Origin of the sequence: Achromobacter sp. UBA5777 (genome assembly GCF_002418565.1) — a bacterium.
Taxonomy (GTDB): domain Bacteria; phylum Pseudomonadota; class Gammaproteobacteria; order Burkholderiales; family Burkholderiaceae_B; genus Achromobacter; species Achromobacter animicus.
The window spans coordinates 510-17,987 of sequence record NZ_DIEJ01000290.1 but is presented as its reverse complement, the minus strand read 5'-3'; the positions used below and the strand labels follow the sequence as shown (position 1 = coordinate 17,987).

Here is a 17,478-nt window from a genome sequence, read left to right as displayed (position 1 = left end):
GGGGCGGGAGGCTCCCGAGGACGTGTTGGGCGTTGTCATGGGCGCCAGTGTGCTATTGGCCCGCGGAATACGGATTGAGCAGGATCAAGGCAGGCGGCCGGGGTGGCCGCCTTCGTCGTCATATGCGTCACGGCAGCCGGTACTTCTCTTCGCGATACGCCCAGCTTGCCCACAACGCGTGCGCCAACGCCTCCTGCGTCAGCGCCGGATCCGCCGGCTCGACCGGCGCATACGTTTCGTCCTGCCCCACCGGCGCGGCCTCGTAACGGAACTGGCGCGGCGCCTTGGAAGGCTCCAGCACCAGCAGCTGATCGCCCTTCAGATAACCGAAGTTGTCCGCGTACTGCATCATCGCGCGGTTCGGATCGCGCTGCGTCAGGTCGGCGCCCAGCATGGGGTTCACGTTATCCAGGCCGATCAAGGACAGCAGCGTCGGCGCCATGTCGATCTGGCTGACCAGCCGATCGTCCTGCCGCGGCGCGATGCCCGCGCCCAGGATCAGCGCCGGAATCTGGAAATGCCGTACCGGCACGGGAATGGAGCCGTACACGCGCGAATCGTGGTCGGCGATGACCAGGAAGACCGTGTTGTCCCAATACGGCGCCTTGCGCGCCTTGTCGAAGAACTGGCCCAGCGCCCAGTCCGCGTAGCGCACCGTGTTGTCCACCGTGGCCGGGTCGCCCACGGGCTGGATGCGCCCGGGCGGGTATTCCCACGGCGAATGGTTGGTCACCGAGAACGCCAGCGTGAACACCGGCTTGTCGCCGTCCGCGCGAAGCAGGCGGTCGACCTGATTGAACATGTCTTCATCCGAGGCGCCCCACGATCCCTCGAACACGGGGTCGACGAACTTGGGACGGTCCACGATCTCGTCAAAGCCGTTGCCCAGGAAGAAGGCGCGCATGTTGTCGAAGTGGGACTCGCCGCCATACACGAAGCGCGAGTGATAGCCGTGCTTGCCCAGCAACTGCGCCAGAGTGAAAAAGCCTGTCTGCGAGCGCGGCAGCTTGACCACGGCATCGGCCACGCTGGGCAGAAAGCCCGCGGTGACGGCTTCGATGCCGCGCACCGAGCGCGTGCCGGTGGCGTAGGCGCGGTGGAACATCCAGCCTTCCTTGCCCAGCCGGTCGATGTTTGGCGTGAGGTCGCGGCCCCCCAGGCTGCCGACGTACTGCGCACCCAGGCTTTCCTGCAGGATGATCACCACGTTCAGCGGCTTGTCACGCCGCACGGTTGCCTTCTGCTCATGCAGGCTGGGCAGCGTCGGATCCATTGGCGCGCCGGTCATGCCGGCCTTCTCGCGCACCATGGCGTTCATCTCGTCCACGGCCATCTTCGGATACATCGCGGCCGACGAGCGCTCATCGCGCATGCGATAGGCCGCGTCGAACACGCTGTACAGCGAATTGAGCGCCAGCGCGTTCACCATGGCGTCCGAACTGAAGGCAACCTTGGCGGGGTTGATGGGGCGATGCTCGAGCGTGCCGCGCGCGCCCAGGAACACCAGCGCCAGGATCACAAAGGACGCGACAGGCCGCTTCCACCATCCCATGAACGGATCGCGCGTGCGCGTCGGGAACAGCTTGACCGCAAGCCAGGCCGCCAGGACCAGCACCACGAAGGCGGCCACCAGCACGCCCTTGTAGCCCTGCCACAGCATCGAGCCCACTTCCTTCGGATTGAGCAGGTAGATGAAGTAGAGGCGGTTGGGCCGGGTGTCGTATTCCGCGATGAATTGCGGGGTCGACACTTCCAGCAGCACATACAGCATCCACCACACGCGGAACCACCACGCGGTAATGCGCGCGGCAAGCGGACGGTGGCCGAACCACGGCGAAAACACCGCCGGCAGCGCGATCACCATCGACAGCAGGCACACGTCGATGCGCAGTCCGCCAAAGAGGAGCGGCCCGAGGCCGCCGGCCGCTTCGACACGGTCCCACATCCAGAAGGCCAACCCCAGGCGCGACAGTGTCAGCAGCGCCAGGATGGCAATGATGAATCGAAGTGTCAGGCGACGCATGCCGCGACCCTCCGAGCAGCGGGACATACCTGTCCCAACGAAGAATGCGTATTGCCTGATGTGCCGCGCAGAACCATGCCGTTTCAAGAACCAAAAAAATAACCGCGCCAAGAGTAACGCGGTTTCGGGCTTATCGACGGCGGCACGAGGCGGTTCAAACGTTGTACGACATCACACGTGAACCAAACGCCTTCATGACGATGGCTATTGCGCGCGCCGCAGGCGTTCGCGGCTGTTGCTCAGGTGCGTGCGCATGGCGGCGCGGGCGGCCTCGGGGTCCTGACGCGTGATCGCGCTGTAGATGTCTTCGTGTTCGAGATTCACGCGCGCCAGATAGGCGGCCCGGTCTTCAAGGGCGAACTTGGCGGAGTTGATGCGGGTGCGGGGAATGATGGCCGACCCGAGGTGCGCCATGAGGTCCGCGAAGTAACGGTTGTCGGTGGATTGGGCCACCAGCAGATGGAATTGGAAGTCCGGCGTGATCGTGTCACCGCCCGCATCCAGCGCCTGTTTGAAGGCATCCAGCGCGCGACGCATCGCCTGCAATTGTTCGTCGCTACGGCGGATGGCGGCCAGGCCCGCGGCCTCGCTTTCCAGGCAGATGCGCAGTTCCAGTAGCACCAGCACGTCGCGCACGGTGGCGATGTCGGCCGGGTCGACGCGGAAGTCGCCGCCGCCGCTGGGCTCCAGCGCATACGTGCCCACGCCGTGATGCGTTTCGACCAGACCCGAGGCCTGCAGACGCGACAGCGCCTCGCGCACGACGGTGCGGCTTACGCCGAACTGACGCATGATGGCGGACTCGGTGGGAAGCTTGTCGCCCGGGCGGATTTCGCCGCTGCGGATGCGTTCGGAAATATTTTCAACCAGGCCTTGCGCCAGGTTGCGGGGACGACGCTGCGGCAAAACAGGGGTATCGGCGGGAGCGTTCATCAGGGATTATCCGGAAGCGGTTGCGCAGCGCTTGACGCTGAAAAATGGCGTTCATTATACTTTGCGACAGTTGTACGATAACGTACCAGACAAGTCCACTCCACCGCGCCATTCACAGAGCGTTGCGTCATGAGCCGAGCTGTCAACAACATGCCTGAATCTCTTCGGTGTCATCGTTTGTTATTGACCGGCGCCGCCGGCAACCTGGGCCTGGTACTACGTCCCCGATTGAAAGCTCATGCGGACGTCCTGCGCGTCTCGGATGTGGCGGCGATGGCCCCCGCGGAAGACGGCGAAGAGGTCGTCCAATGCAATCTGTCCGACGCGTCCGCCGTGTCGGAACTGGTGCGCGGCACGGACGCCATCGTGCATCTGGGCGGCGTGTCGGTCGAGCGCCCCTTCGAAGAAATCCTGCCGGCCAACATCCAGGGTGTCTACAACGTCTACGAGGCGGCCCGCCTGCACGGCGTGCGTCGCGTGGTGTTCGCCAGCTCCAACCACGTCATCGGCTTTTATGAACAGGGACAGACCCTGGACGCCGACGTGCCGCTGCGGCCCGACGGCTATTACGGTCTGAGCAAGGCCTATGGCGAAAATCTGTCGCGCTTCTACTTCGACCGTTACGGCATCCAGACCGTCTGCCTGCGCATCGGCTCGTCGTTTCCCGAACCCAAGGACCGGCGCATGCTGGTCACCTGGCTCAGCCATGACGACCTGACCGATCTGGTCATCCGATCCCTTTTCACTCCCGACGTCGGCCACCTGATCGTGTATGGCGCGTCGGCCAACCGCGACAGCTGGTGGGACAACAGCGGCGCGGCCGTGTTGGGTTTTGCGCCCAAGGACTCTTCCGAGCGGTTCCGCGCGCAGGTCGAGGCGCAGCCCCCGCTGGCCGCGGACGATCCCGCGGCGCGCTACCAGGGCGGCGCCTTCGTCAAGGCCGGCCCCTTCCCCTTCCCAAACGCCTGAAGCCTTTCATGTCCATCACCGCCGAACGTCTTGGAACCTTGTTGTGCGGCGTCGGAGAAAGCCCTATCTGGCGGCGCGCGGACAACGCGTTCTACTGGACCGACATCCCCGGCAAGACGCTGTGGCGCTGGACGCCCGAGACCGGCGCATTCGCGCACTGGGCGTTGCCGCAGATGGCGGGCAGCATCGCCATGCGTGGCGACGGCTGGCTGCTGGCCATGGAAGATGGTCTCTACGCGTGCGACGCCCTGCGCGAGGGTGAGGCCTGCGAGCCCCGGCAACTTACCGCCGTTGTCCACGCCGCGCCCGGCATGCGGTTCAACGACGGCCGCTGTGACCGGCAGGGCCGGTTTCTGGCGGGCACCATGGTGATGGACATGGGACTGGCCTCGCCCGCCGGTGCGCTGTACCGCCACGATGCACGCGGCACCGCCGTGTTGCTGGACGACCTGATCGTGCCCAACGGCCTGGCCTTCAGTCCCGATGGCCGGACGATGTACCTGTCCGATTCGCACCCGTCGCGCGCGGCCGTCTGGGCCTTTGACTACGACACCGGTGCCGGCGTGCCGTCCCATCGCCGCCTCTTCATCCCTGCCCTGCCCGCCGGCCGCCCAGATGGCGCCGCGGTGGACGCGGCGGGCTGCTACTGGATCTGCGGCAACGACGCCGGCAAGGTGTACCGCTACACCCCCGACGGCCGTCTGGACCGCACCTTGGACGTGCCCGCCGCGAAGGTCGCCATGTGCGCCTTCGGCGGCGCCGGCATGGACACCCTTTTCGTCACGTCGATCCGTCCCGCGAACGCCGCCCCCGGCGCGCTGGACGGCGCGGTATTCGCCCTGCACCCCGGCGTGCAGGGCCTGGAGGAAACCGCCAGCGCCGGTTAGCACCCGACGGGCGGCTTCGCGCGCGCCCACCCCGAGCAGGCAGTGCATATCAAAGAGCTTCGGGGCCATCACGGCCCTCAACGAAACGCCGTACCCCATCTGGAGGTAGACATGCTGCACCCTCACCTGAGCCGCGCCGTTCTGGCCGCGGCCGCCTTGCTGACGCTGATTCCCGCCACCCACGCCGCCGAGCTGCGCTCCGCGGACATCCATCCCGACGATTACCCCACTGTGCAGGCCGTGCGCCACTTCGGCGAACTGGTCAAGCAACGGACCAACGGCCGCATCACCGTGAAGGTGTTTTCCGGCGGCGCGCTCGGCAACGAAGACGATTCGATCGAGCAGGTGAAGCTGGGCGCGCTGGCCATGTCCCGCGTCTCCAGCGCGGCGATGCACAACATCTGCCAGACCACGCGCGTGCCGTCGCTGCCGTTCCTGTTCCGCTCCAAAGAGCATCTGCACAAGGTGCTGGACAGCGAGATCGGCGACCAGATCCTGCGCTCGTGCGAGGCCGCGGGCTTCGTCGGTCTGGCGTGGTACGACAGCGGGTCGCGTTCCATGTACACGACCAAGAAGCCGATCAAGACGCTGGCCGACGCCAAGGGCCTGAAGATCCGCGTGCAGCAGTCGGACCTGTCCGTCGCGATGGTGGAAGCGATGGGCGGCAACGCCACGCCGATGCCGATGGGCGAAGTCTATACATCGCTCAAGACCGGACTGGTGGACGCGGCCGAGAACAACTTTCCCAGCTACGAGAGCGCGCATCACTACGAGGTCGCGAAGTTCTACTCGCTGACCGAGCACACGATGACGCCCGAGATCCTGATCTTCTCCAAGCGCCAGTGGGACAAGCTGCCGCCGGACGACCAGAAGATCCTGCGCGAGGCCGCGCGCGAATCGGTGCCGTACATGCGCAAGCTGTGGGACGAACGCGAGCAGAAGTCGCGCGCCGTGGTCGAGAAGGCCGGTTCGCAGATCTCGCAGGTCGATAAACCCTCGTTCCAGGGTGCGATGAAGCCGGTGTACGAACGCTTTGTCACCACCCCTGAAATGAAGGATCTGGTCGCCAAGATCCAGGCCGTGCAGTGAGGACATCATGTTGGCCACACCCACGAATGAACCAGATGTCGCCGCGGGGGGCCGGGTAGAAGCCCTGGCTGCCCCGCTGGATGCCTACTCCCGCGCCTGCGCCCGGCTGGCGCGACTCTGCATGTGGACCAGCGTCTTCGGGCTGATCTGCCTGATCGTCGCTGTCTCGTTGCAGATCTTCGGCCGCCACGTCCTGAACAGCACGCCAACCTGGGCCGAAAGCCTGGCCCTTTTGCTGGTGCTGTACGTCACCATGCTGGGCGCCGCGGTCGGCGTGCGCGACGCCGGACACATCGGCTTCGAGTCCCTGCTGGACGCCCTGCCCGCCGCCGGGCAGCGGCGGCTGCGCATCTTCATCCATCTGCTCGTGCTGCTGTTCGGCGTGCTGATGGCCTGGAATTGCGGCGTGCTGGCCGAGTCCGTCGCGGCCTACAAGATTCCGAACCTGGGCATCTCCAACGCCTGGAAGTACGTTCCTGCAACCCTGTCGGGCACCTTGATCGCGCTCTTTTCCATCGAGCACATCATCGCGATCCTGCGCAACCAGAAGGTGGTCCCGGCATGGCGCTGACACTGCTTTCCTTCACCTTCATGGGGTTCCTCGTGATCGGCGTGCCGGTGGCCTTTGCCATCGGGCTGTCGTCCATCACGGCCATCATGTACGAGGACCTGCCGCTCGCGGTAGCCTTCCAGCAGATGACCTCGGGCATGAACGCATTTTCGTTCCTGGCCATCCCCTTCTTCATCTTCACGGGTGAACTGATGTTGTACGGCGGCATCGCCGACCGCATCGTGAACTTCGCCAAATCGCTGGTGGGCCATGTGCGGGGCGGCCTGGGTATGTCCAACGTGGTGGCCTGCACGCTGTTCGGCGGCGTGTCGGGATCGCCCGTGGCGGACGTGTCGGCGATGGGGTCGGTGATGATCCCGATGATGAAGCGCGAGGGCTATCACGCCGACTACGCGGTGAACGTCACGACCCACGCGGCGCTGGTGGGCGCGCTGATGCCGACCAGCCACAACATCATCATCTACACGCTGGCCGCGGGCGGCAAGGTGTCCATCGCGGCGCTGATCGCGGCAGGCGTGGTGCCCGCCCTGATCCTGACCGTGTGCAACCTGGCCGCCGCCTACTTCGTGGCGCGCAGCCGCGGCTATCCGGCAGGCACCTTCCCGGGCTGGCACATCGTGTTCCGCTCGCTGGTGGCGGCGGCGCCAGGATTGTTCGTGGTGGTGCTGATCATCACCGGCATCCTGAGCGGCGTCTTCACCGCGACGGAATCCGCGGCGGTGGCGGTGCTGTATGCGCTGGCGCTGACGATCTTCGTCTACCGATCGCTGACCTGGGACCAGTTCGTGCGCGCCGCCAGCAAGGCCGTGAAGACCACCGGCGTGGTGCTGCTGCTGATTGGCATTTCCGCGACGTTCGGCTACCTGATCAGCTTCTATGGCGTGGCCGAAAAGACCGGGCAGCTGATGGCGTCCATCTCGACGGAGCCGTGGGCCATCTTCCTGATGGTCAACATCATCCTGTTCGTGCTGGGAACGTTCCTGGACATGGCCGCCACCATCCTGATCTGCACGCCGATCTTCCTGCCGATCTGCATGCAATACGGCATGGGGCCAGTGCAGTTCGGCATGGTGCTGCTGCTGAACTGCGCGCTGGGGCTGAACACGCCACCGGTGGGCACCACACAGTTTGTGGGGTGCGCCATCGGCGGGGTGTCCGTGGGGACGGTCATGCGCACCATCTGGCCGTTCTACGGCGCGCTGCTGGCCGCGCTGGCGCTGGTGACGTATGTGCCGGCGTTCTCGCTGTGGTTGCCGGGCGTGCTGCTCAACTGACGCGGTGCGGGCGGGGCGGGCATCCGGGCGCCCGCCCCGCGATCAGCGGATAGAAGAACACCGCCGCCAGCAGCCACATCAGCGCGGCGGACCAGAGCGTCTGGCTGAGAAAATGCGCGCCCTGCAGAATGCGCACCCCCGAAAACCCCACGCCGGCCGCCACGCCGATCGCCAGTCCGCTCCAGCGCCACGCCGGTCGGCCCAGCGCCCACCCCGCGAAGTAAAGGGTCAGCAAGGCGTAGCCCGCGCCGGCATGGCCGCTGGGCAAGGCGCCTCCGGCGCGTGCTCTTGCCCAGGTCCACCAGTGCACCGGATAAGGCGTATAGCCGCCCAACGTTTCCAGATCGTAGGGGCGCGGCAGCATGGTGTGATGCTTGAGTTGCGTAATGAGCAGTTGCCCCGTCAGGCACGTGATCGCGACGGCATAGGCCACCCCGCGCCAGCGCCGCCAGGCCGCGATGCGGTAGCTGCCCGCCGCAACGCCCGCCGCGGCCAGACCCACGCTGATCGGCAGCGCCAGCACCATCCGGTGGCCCAGCATTTCAAGCCACCGGCTGCCATGCAGCGGAAAGTCGTCCAGCAGCGGGTCGAACAGCGCGCGCGCGATGCGCATGTCCAGTCCGGACGCCTGCGACCACCAGGCCATACAGGCCAGCAACAGCGTCACGGCCCCGACGTGAGTCAGCAGATAACGGCTTCTTGTCGGCGTGTGCAGCGCCGGCACCAGGGGGGACTGCAGCAATGGGGACGGCATGGAGACGAAGATCCGGACGTTTCGGGCCAGCGCACTTTACGGTCCCGCCAGTCGAAAATTCGTCAAATTTGCGTCGACGGGCCGGCCCCCTCGTCGGGCTCGAAACGCAGCAGGAAGCGCGTGCCGCGCGCCGGGCCTTCTGCTTGCGAGGACTCGACGCTGAGCGACCAGCCCTGCATGTCGCAGACGCGCTTGGCGATCGCCAGGCCCAGCCCGCGCGCCGTCTCGTCGCCGCCCGCCACGCCGGAATCGCGCAGGCGGCCGCTGAAATAGCGGCGGAACAGGAATGGCAGATCGCCGGCAGCAATGCCCTTGCCGTTGTCCCGCAACGCCAGTCCGCCCTCCGCGTCCAGCGCCACGGTCAGCGTGGCCGGCGCGGCGTGTTCGATGGCGTTGCGCACGAGGTTGCGCAGCACGGTCAGCAATGCGTAGCGGTCCAGCGTCAGCACCTGGCCGGCGGGCAATTGATTGTCAAAGCGCAGGTTGGCCAGGCTGGCCTGGGCGGCATGGCCCCGCCACGCATCTTCCATGCATTCGGCGATGTCCACCGGTTCCGGCGTGCGCAATTCGTCGCGCGCCATTGCCCGCGCGCTTTCCAGGCTGACGATGACGTCGTCCACGTTGTCCACCACACGCGTCAGGCGTTGCTGTTGATCCGGCGTCAATGCCTGCGTCAGCAGCATGAGTTCGCTGTCCGAGCGGATCGCCGCCAGCGGCGTGCGCACCTCGTGGCTGAGGTTGCTGGCGAATTCGCGTTCGCGGGCGATGGACCGGTCCACCTGGTTCTGCACGCGGTTGAAGGCTTCGATGAGACGCCCGGCCTCGTCGTCGCGCGTGACGGCCATGTCAGGAGAGCCCGGCGCCCAGGTCGACAGCCGGTCCGTCAGATCCAGCAACGGTCCAACCGCCACCCCCGCCACACGACGCGCCAACCCGTAGGCGAGCACGACGCAGATGGCGCCCACGCCCAGTACGATCAGTCCGAAATCGTGCACCCGCTCTTCGTTGTCGGTGGCGTCATACAGCAGGTACACGGTCCCCCGGCCCGTCTCGGCCACCATCACATGCCAGGTGTAGGCGCCGGGTTCGATCAGGTGCAGTCCGTTTTCCAGCGAGAGCAGTTCCGGCGGCATGCCGGCGGGCGGCTGGCCGTCCACGCTGAGCCACGCCCGCATGGATCCGCCGAGTTCGCGCGCGCCGTGGCGCGGCAGGAACTCGTCGCTGCTGCGCGCATGCTGGACCAGGCGATCCATCTCGGTGTTCAGGATGTCGTTGACCAGATCGTCTTCCATCTGGTCGAACGTCAGGTAGGCCAGCAGGGCCAGCGCGGTGACGAACAGCGCGACCGTGCCCGTCAGCGCCCAGACCACGCGCTGGGTCAGCGTGCCGGCGGCGGCGCGGCTCATGATGCGGCGGCGGGCAGCGTCAGGCGCCAGCCGGTGCCGTGCACGGTCTCGATGCCGTCAAAACCCGCATCGGCCAGCGCACGCCGCAGCAGGTGAACCTGACTGCGCAGCGCATCGGACGAGGGAGGTTCGTTGCCCCACAGGACCGATTCCAGTTCTTCACGCGTCACCACGCGGCCCGGATCGCGCAGCAGCACCTCGATGATGAGGCCCGCCTTGCGGGTCAGGTGGACCGGCACGCCGCTGACCGACACGACGCGGCTGCGCGCGTCGAACTGAAGCGGGCCGAAGGTGCGCTCCGCATCGACCGTCGACCCTTTGGCGCGCTGGATCAGCGCCAGCAGCCGCGCTTCCACTTCCAGCAGCGCGAACGGCTTGGTGAGATAGTCGTCGGCGCCATGGGAAAAGCCCGCCAGCTTGTCTTCGAGGCTGTCGCGCGCGGTCAGCATCAGCACCGGCACGGCCAGCCGCCGTTCCGTGCGCATGTCATGCAGCACGGCGTTGCCGTCCATGCCGGGCAGGCCGATGTCCAGCAGCACGGCGTCAAAACGCTGTTCCTGCAACCGTTGAAGGGCCGCGGGTCCGCTGTACGCCACATCGGGCAGAAAGCCCCGCGCCTCCAGGAAACTGTACAGATTGCCGGCGATGACATGGTCGTCTTCGACGATCAGCACCCGGTGGTTCGCGCCCGCTGCGGGAGGGGTTTTCATGGTCTGCGATCCTGGCCGCGTTATGCCTGCAGCACCTTGCCGGGGTTCATGAGACCCTGGGGATCCAGCGCCCGCTTGATCCGGCGCATCAGCGCCAGTTCGACGGGGTTCTTGTAGCGCGGCAGTTCGTCGCGTTTGAGCTGACCCACGCCGTGCTCGGCGCTGATGGATCCCTTGTGCGCATGGACGCTGTCATGCACGACGCCATAGATCTCGCCTTGCAGCGCCAGCAGCTCGGCTTCGGTCTGTCCGGGCGCATGGGCCACGTTGTAATGCAGGTTGCCGTCGCCCAGGTGGCCGAAGATCACGTGGCGCACGCCCGGAAAGCGCGCCTGCAGCAAGGCGTTGGTCTTGTGCACGAATCCGGCGATCGACGAGATGGGGATCGAGACATCGTGCTTGACCGACTTGCCCAGCTCGGCCTCGGCCAGCGGAATGCTTTCACGCAGGTGCCACAGCGCCTTGCTTTGCGACACATTGGCGGCGATGGCTGCGTCATTCACCAGGCCCGCTTCGATGGCGTCGCCCAGCACGGCTTCGAAGCGCTCGCGGGCGTGCGTTTCGCTTTCGCTGTCGGACAGTTCCAGCAGCGCGAACCACGGCGAAGCCGCCGACTCGCCTTCAAAAGGCAGACGCTGCTGCGGAAACAGCCGCACCACGCCTTGCAGGCAGGCGCCGCTCATGAGTTCGAACCCGGTCAGCGACGCGCCAAACCCGGCGCGGGCGCGCGACAGGACCTCGACGGCGTTGTCGATGCTGTCCAGCGTGAGCAGCGCCGTGCAGGACGCCACGGGACGCGGATACAGCTTGAGGGTGGCGGCCGTGATGATGCCCAGGGTGCCTTCGCTGCCGATGTACAGGTCGCGCAGGTCGTAGCCGGTGTTGTCCTTGCGCAGGCCGCGCAGGCCGTCCCAGATCTCGCCTTCGGCGGTCACGACCTCCAGGCCCAGCGTCAGGTCGCGCGTGTTGCCATAGCGCAGCACCTGCGTGCCGCCGGCGTTGGTGGCCAGGTTGCCGCCGATCGTGCAGCTGCCTTCGGCCGCCAGGCTCAGCGGGAACAGCCGGTTGGCTGCCGCTGCGGCCTCCTGCACGGCCTGCAGGATGCAGCCGGCCTCGACCGTGATGGTGTCGTTGTCGGTATCCAGTGCGCGCACCGCGGTGAGCCGGGCGGTGGACAGAACGACGGCAGTGCCGGTGTCGTCCGGCGTCGCGCCGCCGCACAGGCCGGTATTGCCGCCTTGCGGCACGACGGGCACGCCGTGCTGCGCGCACAGCTTGATCGCGGCGGCCACGTCTGCCGTGGAACCGGGGCGGATCACCGCCAGGGCCGCGCCGCGATAGCGGCGGCGCCAATCCAGCACATAGGAATCCGCGTCCGCGCCGGTCAGCACGTGGGAATCGCCCAAGAGGGCCTGGAGATCGCTCAGCAGTGTCATGGATGCCGCACAGAGAGTCGGCCCGGCCGCCAAGGGCCGGGCGCTGTTCATCGGATGTGCGGACTATTGTAGGGGCTGGGCGGCGCCCGCCGAAGCCCCCTGCGGATGTCTGTTGGACCTATCAGCCGACCGCCTGGTCCAGCCGGGTGCCCGTCATGCCCGAGCAGAAGGCGCGGGAGGCGATGCGCTCCATCAGGAAGGCGCGGTCCACGCCGGCGGGGCCGGGCAATTCGGACAAGGCGCGGTAGGCGCGGCGCAGGACTTCGCCCCGGGTGGCGCCGCAGACCATGAGGTGGGTGCACGGCAGGCGGCGATCGCCGCAACCGTCGATGCGCACTTCCAGCACGTGCGGCGCGATGGGATCGTGTTCGGCCACCGGCATGTCCGGCGTGCGGGCGCGCGCCTGCGCGTCGATGACGCGGAAGACGCCGCTGCGGTCGTCTAGCGAGAAGGACACCGTGCCGGCGGCTTGCCAGCCGCGGTCGCGCGCCACGCTGGCGGCAACCGTGCGCAGCGCGCTTTCGATCGAAGCCGCCAGATGCGGCGCCGGGCATTCGGCGATGAGGACGCGCGCATCGCGCCAGACGCTGCGCTCCCAGGCGCGGCCAGCGGCCAGATCGCCCGTTGCCGCGGCAAAGACGTGGATATCAAGCCTGCGTTCGCGGCCGGCCGCCGGACCGGCAAAGTCCGTGGGTGGTCCCCGCCTGCTTGTGGCGCCGCCCGATGACATGACTGTGGATACTTTGGCGCCCATGGCCCCTCCTGGTCTTTCTGCTTGCCCGGCAAGCGTATCACCTTCGGATGACGAGCAACTTTTGTGCCATGCGCGCCCGCCCGGGAAGCGGCTTTTTTGCCTGCGCACGTGCACCGGAAACAGGCGGCGCCGCCCCATGCGCCGCACCATCGCGGGGCAGGCCGGCACCGGGTAAATGCCCTACTCCGCCCGAAGGATGAAGCCCCCCGCGCCGATGGGGGATAATCCAGCTTTGGCCCTTGCCATAGCGGTTTGGATGTGCGGGTTTACCATTACCCGGCAGCCGCCGCGCTGTCCCCCTCAACAAGGAACCGTCGTGGGCAACAATACACAATTTCCGGCCTCTGTTTTCAAGGCATATGACATTCGCGGCACGGTGCCGGACCTGATCGACGCGGCCTTCGCCCGGTCTCTCGGCGTGGCGCTCGCCGCCCGCGCCCGCGAACAAGGCGTGCAGACGCTCGTGGTTGGCCGCGATGGCCGCCTCAGCAGCGAAATGCTGTCTCTCGCGTTGCAGGAAGGCATGCTCGAAGGCGGCGTGGATACGCTGGACGTCGGCATGGTTCCCACCCCGCTCGTGTACTTCGCGGCCAACATCATGCAAAGCGGGTCCGGCGTTGCCATCACGGGCAGCCACAACCCGCCCAAGTACAACGGCTTCAAGATGATGATGGGCGGCCGCGCGCTGTACGGCGACGACGTCCAGCAATTGGCGCAGGCTATGAACGGCGACGCCCCGGCGCCCGCGGCCGAGGCCGGCACGCGCCGCCAGCTCGACCTGGCGCAGACCTACATTGCCCGCGTGGCCTCCGGCGTCAAGCTGGCGCGTCCCATGAAGATCGCCATCGATTGCGGCAACGGCGTGGCCGGCGCGGTCGCGCCGCAGCTGTTCCGCGCGCTGGGCTGCGAGGTCGACGAACTGTTCTGCGAGGTGGATGGCAACTTCCCCAACCACCATCCCGACCCCGCCGAGCCCAAAAACCTGCAGGACCTCATCAAGCACGTGGCCGAGACCGATTGCGAGCTTGGCCTGGCCTTTGACGGCGACGGCGACCGCCTGGGCGTGGTCACCAAGTCCGGCCAGATCATCTGGCCCGACCGCCAGCTCGTCCTCTTTGCGCGCGACGTGCTCGAGCGCAATCCCGGCGCCACCATCATCTATGACGTCAAGTGCAGCCGCCACGTCGGCCTGTCGGTCGAAGCGGCCGGCGGCAACGCGCTGATGTGGAAGACGGGCCACTCGCTGGTCAAGGCCAAGCTGGCCGAAACCGGCGCGCCGCTGGCCGGCGAAATGAGCGGGCACATCTTCTTCAAGGAACGCTGGTACGGCTTTGACGATGGCCTCTACACGGGCGCGCGCCTGCTGGAGATCGTGTCGCGCTTTGCCGACGCCTGCGAGCCGCTGGAAGCCCTGCCGCAGGACGTGTCCACGCCGGAACTGAAGCTCGAAATGGAAGAAGGCCAGCCGTTCACGCTGGTCAAGGCGTTGCAAGACCAGGGCCAGTTCCCCGACGCCAAACGCGTGATCACGATCGACGGCGTGCGCGCCGAGTACGCCGATGGCTTTGGCTTGGCGCGGCCGTCGAACACCACGCCGGTCGTCGTGCTGCGTTTCGAAGCGCAAAGCGAAGCGGCGCTAGCGCGCATCCAGGCCGACTTCCGCCGCGAACTCGGCAAGCTGGCGCCGAACGCCACACTGCCTTTCTGATCCGCCCATGTCGTTAGCCAACAGCCCCGCGTGGCAGCAGTTCATCGCCGCAACACGTACGGCATCCCGGGACGGCCAGAAGCTGCGCCTCATCAATGCGCCCGGGCTGCGCCTGGATCTGAGCGCCCAGGCGCAGTCGCCCGACCTGCTGGCGGCCTCGCAGGCGCTGCTGGTGCAGCAGGACTTCGAGGCCAGCCGCGCGCGGCTGTTTGACGGCGGCCAGGCCAACTGGACGGAAGGACGCGCCGCCTGGCACACCGCCCTGCGCGCGGCCGAGCCGCCCGCCATGGTGGCCAAGGCGGTGCTGGCCGAGCGCGAACGCATGCGCGAATTCGTGCGTGCGGCCGACGCGGCGGGCCGATACAGTGGCGTGCTGCATCTGGGCATTGGCGGCAGCGACTGGGGTCCGCGCCTGGTCACCCGCGCCTTGCGCCACGAGGGCGCCCGCCGCGAAGTGCGCTTCGCCTCCAACGTGGATTCGCATTCGGTCGCCGACGCGATGAGCCGCCTGGATCCGCACAACACGCTGGTCATCGTCGCGTCCAAATCGTTCACCACGACCGAGCCGCTGGCCAACGCCGAAGTGGCGATGAACTGGCTGCGCGACGCCGGCGTCGCCGATCCCATCAAGCAGGTCGTCGCGATCACCTGCAATGTCGAGGCGGCACTCAACCTGGGCATCCTGCCCGATCACATCTTCCAGATCTGGGACTGGGTGGGCGGTCGTTATTCGCTGTGGTCCGCCATCGGCCTGCCGGTCGCGCTGGCGCTCGGCAACGACACCTTTGACCAGCTGCTGGCGGGCGCCGCGGCCATGGACGAGCATTTCCGCACCGCGCCGCTGGCCGAGAACGCCCCCGTGCAGATGGCGCTGGCCGGCGTGGCCAACCGCAGCGTGCTGGGCTACGACTCGCTGGTCATCACCCCTTACGATTCGCGGCTGTATCACATCGTGCCGTGGGCCCAGCAGCTTGAAATGGAATCGCTGGGCAAGGTCGCGACCGCCGACGGCAGCCCCGCTGGCGTGCCGACCGGCCCCGCGGTGTGGGGCATGTCGGGCACCGATTGCCAGCACACATTTTTCCAATGGCTGCATCAGGACACGACGGGCGCGCCCGTGGATTTCATCCTGTGCGAGCAGCCCGATCATGCCTATGCCCGGCACCACGAGCTGCTGGTCGCCAATTGCCTGGCGCAGCGCTCGGCGCTCCTGCGCGGCAAGACCTTTGAAGAAGCCCTGGCGGAAACCTCCGCCACGGAACGCGACCCGGCGCGTGCGCGCCTGCTGGCGCAGCACCGCGTGCATCCGGGCGGCCGGCCGTCGTCGCTGATCGTGCTGCCGCGCCTGGAGGCCTACACGCTGGGCGCGCTGCTGGCCCTGTACGAGCACAAGGTGTTCACGCAGGGCGTGATCTGGGGCATCAACCCGTTCGATCAGTGGGGCGTGGAGTTCGGCAAGGTATTGGCCAAGAACATCATGCGCGAGCTGGACGCGCCCCAACCCAGCCAGCAGGATCCGTCAACGCGATTCTGGATCGACGCGATCAGGCGCTGAGCGCGTCGTACAGCGCGACGTGGATGCGAGCGACCTGGTTGATGTCGAACTCGCGCTCCGCAAGCGCCCTGCCCGCCGTGCCCATCGCCTGACGCAAGGCCGCGTCTTGGGCAAGGCGCGCAATGGCGTCAGCCAGCGCCGCCGCGTCGCGTACCGGCACCAACAGGCCGGTCACGTTGGGTTCGATGGCATCGCGGCAGCCGGGCACGTCGGTCGTCACGACCGCCCGGCCGCAGGCCGCCGCCTCGATCAGTGATTTCGGCAGACCTTCGCGGTAGGACGGCAGCACCGCGATGTGCGCGGCCGCGTACAGCGCCGCCACATCCGAACGCTCGCCCAGTGCCTGCACGCAGCCGTCCTGCTGCCACGCATCGACGTCAGCCTGCGTGGCGGATGTCGGATTGCCAGCGTCCAGGCCGCCCACCAGTTGCATCGTCACCGGCACGCCGCGTTCACGCAGCAATTTTGCCGCCTGCACGAACTCCTGCACGCCCTTGTCGCGCAGCAGGCGCGCCACCATCGTAACGACCACAGGCGGCGCGGGCGGCTCCGGGGTGGGCCGGTAAGCGTCGAGGTCCACGCCGGCGCCGCGGATGATGACCACCTGGTCCTCGCGCACGGCGCCCAGCGACTTGAGCAGGTCACGGTCGTTGGCGTTCTGGAAGATCACCCGGCTGTTCGGATGGCCCAGCGCAACGCGGTACAGGCGCGCCACCACGGCGCGCACCAGCCGCATCTTCAGCGAGTTCGACAGGAATACGAATCCCAATCCGGAGATCGCCGCCACCATGCCAGGCACTCGCGCAATGCGCGCGGCGATGCCGCCGTACAGCACGGGCTTGATGGTGACCAGGTGCACCACATCGGGACGCAGCCGGCGGAACAGGCGCACCAGCGCCAGCAGCGTGCCCAGCTCCTGCAGCGGATGTTTTCCGCTACGCGTCATGGGAATCGCGTGATGGGTCATGCCCAGCGCCTGGATGTCGGCCACCGCCGGACCGTCCATCGTCGCGACGTGGACGTCGTAGCCGGCCTTCTGCGCGGCCAGGGCGACCGGCACGCGGTGCGACATGAAGAACGCCGGATTGTTGACGACAAACAGCAGGCAGCGTCCGGCGCTCATGCTTGGACTCCAGAAATACGGCGCCAGACGGCGATGTAGCTTTGCACCATGCGTGCAAGATCAAAGTGTTCCAGGACGCGCGCGCGTCCGGCCTCGCCCGCGCGCTCGCGGCCGCGTGCGGCCACATCGCCCAGCGCGGATTCGATGCCGCGAGCAAGGGCCTCGGCCTGCTCGGGCGGCACCACCACGCCGGTGTCGCCGACGATGTAGGCGGCGTCGCCCACGTCGGTCACCACGCAATACACGCCGCACGCCATGGCTTCGGCCACCACGTTCGGAAAGCCTT

General features: G+C 67.2%; 16 protein-coding genes. 7 read left to right on the top strand and 9 right to left on the bottom strand.

Translation table 11 applies throughout. The features are described from left to right. Positions 1–127: 127 nt before the first annotated feature. Together B3446_RS25245 and B3446_RS25240 are read right to left on the bottom strand one after the other, a co-directional pair. Complete coding sequence (locus B3446_RS25245; RefSeq protein ID WP_291386570.1) at positions 128–2,023, bottom strand: LTA synthase family protein; 1,896 nt, start codon at positions 2,021–2,023, stop codon at positions 128–130. A 204-nt stretch (positions 2,024–2,227) separates the two neighbouring features. Continuing rightward, complete coding sequence (locus B3446_RS25240; RefSeq protein WP_175122529.1) at positions 2,228–2,956, bottom strand: FadR/GntR family transcriptional regulator; 729 nt, start codon at positions 2,954–2,956, stop codon at positions 2,228–2,230. Between the two features lie 129 nt (positions 2,957–3,085). Between B3446_RS25240 and B3446_RS25235 the strand changes: the two genes are divergently transcribed. From B3446_RS25235 to B3446_RS25215, 5 genes are all read left to right on the top strand, one after another. Next, on the top strand, positions 3,086–3,925 hold the full coding sequence (locus B3446_RS25235; RefSeq protein WP_291386568.1) for an NAD-dependent epimerase/dehydratase family protein: 840 nt from the start codon (positions 3,086–3,088) through the stop codon (positions 3,923–3,925). 8 nt (positions 3,926–3,933) lie between these two features. Continuing rightward, entirely contained in the window at positions 3,934–4,812 is an 879-nt protein-coding gene (locus B3446_RS25230; RefSeq protein ID WP_291386566.1) for an SMP-30/gluconolactonase/LRE family protein, read from the top strand. A gap of 111 nt (positions 4,813–4,923) precedes the next feature. Then, on the top strand, positions 4,924–5,901 hold the full coding sequence (locus tag B3446_RS25225) for a TRAP transporter substrate-binding protein (RefSeq protein ID WP_175122526.1): 978 nt from the start codon (positions 4,924–4,926) through the stop codon (positions 5,899–5,901). A gap of 7 nt (positions 5,902–5,908) precedes the next feature. Beyond that, a complete protein-coding gene (locus tag B3446_RS25220; protein ID WP_191577974.1) occupies positions 5,909–6,472 on the top strand; it encodes a TRAP transporter small permease in 564 nt (187 codons plus the stop codon). Further along, a complete protein-coding gene (locus tag B3446_RS25215; RefSeq protein ID WP_175122524.1) occupies positions 6,463–7,746 on the top strand; it encodes a TRAP transporter large permease in 1,284 nt (427 codons plus the stop codon). Before B3446_RS25220 ends, B3446_RS25215 begins: the two co-directional genes overlap by 10 nt. Here B3446_RS25215 and B3446_RS25210 read toward each other — a convergent pair. The 5 genes from B3446_RS25210 to B3446_RS25190 form a co-directional block, all read right to left on the bottom strand. Next, positions 7,739–8,500, bottom strand: a complete 762-nt coding sequence (locus B3446_RS25210; protein ID WP_291386562.1) for a phosphatase PAP2 family protein — start codon at positions 8,498–8,500, stop codon at positions 7,739–7,741. The genes B3446_RS25215 and B3446_RS25210 overlap by 8 nt on opposite strands. A 62-nt stretch (positions 8,501–8,562) precedes the next feature. Further along, complete coding sequence (locus B3446_RS25205) at positions 8,563–9,906, bottom strand: sensor histidine kinase (RefSeq protein WP_191577976.1); 1,344 nt, start codon at positions 9,904–9,906, stop codon at positions 8,563–8,565. Then, positions 9,903–10,616, bottom strand: a complete 714-nt coding sequence (locus B3446_RS25200) for a response regulator transcription factor (RefSeq protein ID WP_175122522.1) — start codon at positions 10,614–10,616, stop codon at positions 9,903–9,905. The genes B3446_RS25205 and B3446_RS25200 overlap by 4 nt, the downstream gene beginning before the upstream one ends. A 20-nt stretch (positions 10,617–10,636) precedes the next feature. Continuing rightward, positions 10,637–12,052: an FAD-binding oxidoreductase gene (locus B3446_RS25195; protein WP_291386559.1), complete on the bottom strand. Its 1,416-nt coding sequence runs from the start codon at positions 12,050–12,052 to the stop codon at positions 10,637–10,639. 121 nt (positions 12,053–12,173) lie between these two features. After that, positions 12,174–12,806: a BPTD_3102 family carboxylase-like protein gene (locus tag B3446_RS25190; RefSeq protein ID WP_175122520.1), complete on the bottom strand. Its 633-nt coding sequence runs from the start codon at positions 12,804–12,806 to the stop codon at positions 12,174–12,176. Between the two features lie 316 nt (positions 12,807–13,122). On the opposite strand from B3446_RS25190, the gene B3446_RS25185 reads away from it, so the two are divergent. Both B3446_RS25185 and pgi read left to right on the top strand, forming a co-directional pair. After that, a complete protein-coding gene (locus tag B3446_RS25185; protein ID WP_291386557.1) occupies positions 13,123–14,514 on the top strand; it encodes a phosphomannomutase/phosphoglucomutase in 1,392 nt (463 codons plus the stop codon). A gap of 7 nt (positions 14,515–14,521) precedes the next feature. Beyond that, positions 14,522–16,069 carry a glucose-6-phosphate isomerase gene (gene pgi, locus B3446_RS25180; RefSeq protein WP_191577979.1) on the top strand — a complete coding sequence of 516 codons (1,548 nt, stop codon included), beginning with the start codon at positions 14,522–14,524 and terminating at the stop codon, positions 16,067–16,069. Here the strand turns inward: pgi and B3446_RS25175 are convergent. Then, positions 16,059–17,192 (bottom strand): glycosyltransferase family 4 protein, encoded by a 1,134-nt coding sequence (locus B3446_RS25175; RefSeq protein WP_191577980.1) that lies wholly within the window; start codon positions 17,190–17,192, stop codon positions 16,059–16,061. The genes pgi and B3446_RS25175 overlap by 11 nt on opposite strands. Next, a partial coding sequence (locus B3446_RS25170) for a glycosyltransferase (RefSeq protein ID WP_291386554.1) occupies positions 17,189–17,478 on the bottom strand: 290 nt, incomplete at its 5' end. The genes B3446_RS25175 and B3446_RS25170, both read right to left, overlap by 4 nt.

Excerpts from the sequence above, each read along its gene's own strand:
- B3446_RS25200 (WP_175122522.1), bottom strand. The coding sequence starts at position 10,616 with ATGAAAACCCCTCCCGCAGCGGGCGCGAACCACCGGGTGCTGATCGTC.
- B3446_RS25245 (WP_291386570.1), bottom strand. The coding sequence starts at position 2,023 with ATGCGTCGCCTGACACTTCGATTCATCATTGCCATCCTGGCGCTGCTG.
- B3446_RS25205 (WP_191577976.1), bottom strand. The coding sequence starts at position 9,906 with ATGAGCCGCGCCGCCGCCGGCACGCTGACCCAGCGCGTGGTCTGGGCG.
- B3446_RS25225 (WP_175122526.1), top strand. The coding sequence starts at position 4,924 with ATGCTGCACCCTCACCTGAGCCGCGCCGTTCTGGCCGCGGCCGCCTTG.
- B3446_RS25175 (WP_191577980.1), bottom strand. The coding sequence starts at position 17,192 with ATGAGCGCCGGACGCTGCCTGCTGTTTGTCGTCAACAATCCGGCGTTC.
- B3446_RS25220 (WP_191577974.1), top strand. The coding sequence starts at position 5,909 with ATGTTGGCCACACCCACGAATGAACCAGATGTCGCCGCGGGGGGCCGG.
- B3446_RS25215 (WP_175122524.1), top strand. The coding sequence starts at position 6,463 with ATGGCGCTGACACTGCTTTCCTTCACCTTCATGGGGTTCCTCGTGATC.
- B3446_RS25235 (WP_291386568.1), top strand. The coding sequence starts at position 3,086 with ATGAGCCGAGCTGTCAACAACATGCCTGAATCTCTTCGGTGTCATCGT.
- B3446_RS25210 (WP_291386562.1), bottom strand. The coding sequence starts at position 8,500 with ATGCCGTCCCCATTGCTGCAGTCCCCCCTGGTGCCGGCGCTGCACACG.
- pgi (WP_191577979.1), top strand. The coding sequence starts at position 14,522 with ATGTCGTTAGCCAACAGCCCCGCGTGGCAGCAGTTCATCGCCGCAACA.
- B3446_RS25240 (WP_175122529.1), bottom strand. The coding sequence starts at position 2,956 with ATGAACGCTCCCGCCGATACCCCTGTTTTGCCGCAGCGTCGTCCCCGC.
- B3446_RS25230 (WP_291386566.1), top strand. The coding sequence starts at position 3,934 with ATGTCCATCACCGCCGAACGTCTTGGAACCTTGTTGTGCGGCGTCGGA.
- B3446_RS25190 (WP_175122520.1), bottom strand. The coding sequence starts at position 12,806 with ATGGGCGCCAAAGTATCCACAGTCATGTCATCGGGCGGCGCCACAAGC.
- B3446_RS25195 (WP_291386559.1), bottom strand. The coding sequence starts at position 12,052 with ATGACACTGCTGAGCGATCTCCAGGCCCTCTTGGGCGATTCCCACGTG.